Annotated in this window: 2 protein-coding genes; both read right to left on the bottom strand. The window is 44.6% G+C overall.

What is annotated here, in order from left to right; all coding sequences use genetic code 11:
- Positions 1 to 86: 86 nt before the first annotated feature.
- The gene (istB, locus tag GVN20_RS29415; protein WP_166561769.1) at positions 87 to 836 is read right to left on the bottom strand and encodes an IS21-like element helper ATPase IstB; all 750 of its coding nucleotides are present in this window, start codon (positions 834 to 836) and stop codon (positions 87 to 89) included.
- Positions 837 to 874: 38 nt separating this feature from the next.
- Positions 875 to 2,434 (bottom strand): IS21 family transposase, encoded by a 1,560-nt coding sequence (istA, locus tag GVN20_RS29410; RefSeq protein WP_166561768.1) that lies wholly within the window; start codon positions 2,432 to 2,434, stop codon positions 875 to 877.
- Positions 2,435 to 2,545: the final 111 nt, after the last annotated feature.

Raw genomic sequence — 2,545 nt, 5'->3', positions numbered from 1 at the left:
TGTATAATGATGCTAAAGAAGGCCATTGAATGATGGATAATTAGGCCAGCTGTGGATAAGTATTGAAGCGTGATTACAAAGGTAAATTAAGGTGTAAGAGTTGCATTATTTTTTTGTTTTTTTCTCATTGATTCCCCTTTCAACTCCAGTCGATGAACATGCTGGATTAATCTATCCATGATAGCATCGGCCAAGGTAGGCTCTGCGATATAGTCGAACCAATTGGCAACGGGGAGTTGAGAGGTAATAATGGTGGAAGCCCTGCCATGTCGATCTTCAATCATTTGTAAAAGTGTAATTTTCATTGCACTGTCAAGGGGTTGCAATCCCCAATCATCCAAGATAATCAGGTTCATTTTTTCGATACGGGCCAATTCCTTGCTGATGGTATTGTCGGCTTTTGCCAATTTGAACCTTTGAAGCAGTTTGGTCATGGAGAAGTAACCCACTTTGTACCCCATTTGACATGCCTGCAAGCCCAGTGCTGATGCGATATAACTTTTACCGCAGCCCGTAGCTCCTGTGATAAAAACATTTTCCCCTTTGGCGATGAAGCGGGACTCCGCCAATCTGAGCATGAGGTTCCTGTCAAGATTACGCTCGGGCAGGTACTGGATTTCCTCAATGGCTGCCTGATAGCGGAATTTTGCAGCTTTGATGGCCGCCAGCGTTCGGTGATGTTGTCGGTGAAGACTTTCTGATTCAACGAGTTGTGCCAAGAGTTGGTCAGCGTGCGGTTGTTGGTCAAGCGGCAGTCTCAGCATGGCTTCATAGGAAGAAGCCATGCCATTGAGTTTGAGGCTTCGGAGTTGTTGGAGTGTTGCCTGTGTGTTCATTTAATTTATGTTGCTTTTGAAAAGAAAAAAATAAAGGGTTACTGATAATTGCCTGCTCCTCTGATGTTTGCGTGTAAGGGGATAATACGGGTTTGGGAAGATTCTTCCGATAATTCCGACGTGATAGGCACTTTGTCGAGTTCTCTGTCTAGGATATTACGGATGAGTTTGAGGGATACAAAGTCATAAGCCAACGCTCTTTCGCAGGCGTTTTCGAGGCGTTCTTTGCCTACTTTTTGAACTAAGGCCAGCGTGCCCGCGCACGATTTATAAGCTTGCTCGGCATACTTTCTCTTGGCCAGCATTTGCTCAACAGCCAGTAGGGTATTAGCCCCGATCTTTTTTGCCTGTTCCTCAAAGAACTCCGGATTCCAGTTCATCAGGTATTGATGTTGGGCGGGTAAATGTTCTTTAAGGGTGGTGTACTGGTGTTGGGAACGGAATCTTTCATGGGTTGCCACCCGTTTATGATCAGCATACACTTCAACATTTTCGGCTGAATAAATCAACTTAACATATTGACCTACATAGCGATAAGGTACAGAGTAGTAGTGTTTGTCTTCGGAGAGTAAAACATGACAGTTCTTTTGCACTTTGGCTTTTCTAAAGGACTTCAGCTCATAACGGGACGAGGGTAAGGTGTGCAAAACAGGTCTTTCCAGTTCTTCAAACAGACTCTGACGGCTCTCGGTTTTACCCTGAAAGAAAGATTGATTATGAAGCATCAGCCGTTCTCTGATTGCCTCATTAAGCTGATGAAGGGAGGAAAACGCGTGTTCATTGACAAAAGCATATACCCGACTGTAAAGAATGCCAACGGTTCGCTCCACTAAAGCTTTATCTCTGGGATGGCGACTGCGGGCCGGGCAAATAACCGTTTGATAATGAGAGGCAAAGTCCTCAATACTCTCATTTAAATCGGGTTCATAGCGGTCTGATTTAGTGACAGCGGCCTTGAGGTTATCGGGTACAATGGCTTGGGGTACACCTGCGAAGTAGGTTAAAGCATTGGCAAGAGCTAAGAGAAAATCATGTTTTTTCTGACTGTAAACCGCTTGGCAATAGGTGTACTGACTGCATCCCAAAACCGCAACGAAGACTTCTAATTCCTGTTTTTTACCTGTTTGAGTCTCTGTGATGTGCAGTTTTTCTCCCGCAAAATCAATGTAAAGTTTATCGCCCGCCTTATGCTCCAGGTGCATTACTACTTTTTGACTTGCTTCCCAACGACGAAAGTAGTGACAGAAGCGTGAATAAGTGACGGCATGAGGGGTGGTCAGGCAGTACTTCTGCCATAAATGCAACCGAGTCACCCCTACCTTTTGAAGTTCTTTTTGGTAAAGGGGAAAAAGCAACTCTAATTCCTGATGAGTCGTCGGGCTGTCCTGACGCTTAACTAAACGGAAAAGGGCCTCTTCATCCCAGCTCAATAACTCGCTTAGATCAGAGCCTATCTCTGAATGCAAATACCCCAAATAGGTGTCTACCGTTTTACGTGATATACCTAAGCTGCGGGCTATCCATCGCTTGCTCCGGCCACTTACCCGGTAGGTAATGAGTGTATGAAGTTGTTTCATTCTGATGCGATTATTGGCCATGTTTGTAAGGGTTTTTATTCCCTACAAACTTCCTATTTTTATCGCTCTGAACTTATCCACACTTGGACTACTTTGCCATCATTCGGTGGCTCCCTTCTGCATCATTTTACA

It is taken from the genome of Runella sp. CRIBMP (assembly GCF_009905605.1).
Lineage (GTDB): Bacteria > Bacteroidota > Bacteroidia > Cytophagales > Spirosomataceae > Runella.
This window is presented reverse-complemented; position numbering and strand designations above follow the sequence as displayed.

What these genes read in the sequence shown, in the direction of transcription:
- istA (WP_166561768.1), bottom strand. Translation starts at nt 2,434, where the DNA reads ATGGCCAATAATCGCATCAGAATGAAACAACTTCATACACTCATTACC.
- istB (WP_166561769.1), bottom strand. Translation starts at nt 836, where the DNA reads ATGAACACACAGGCAACACTCCAACAACTCCGAAGCCTCAAACTCAAT.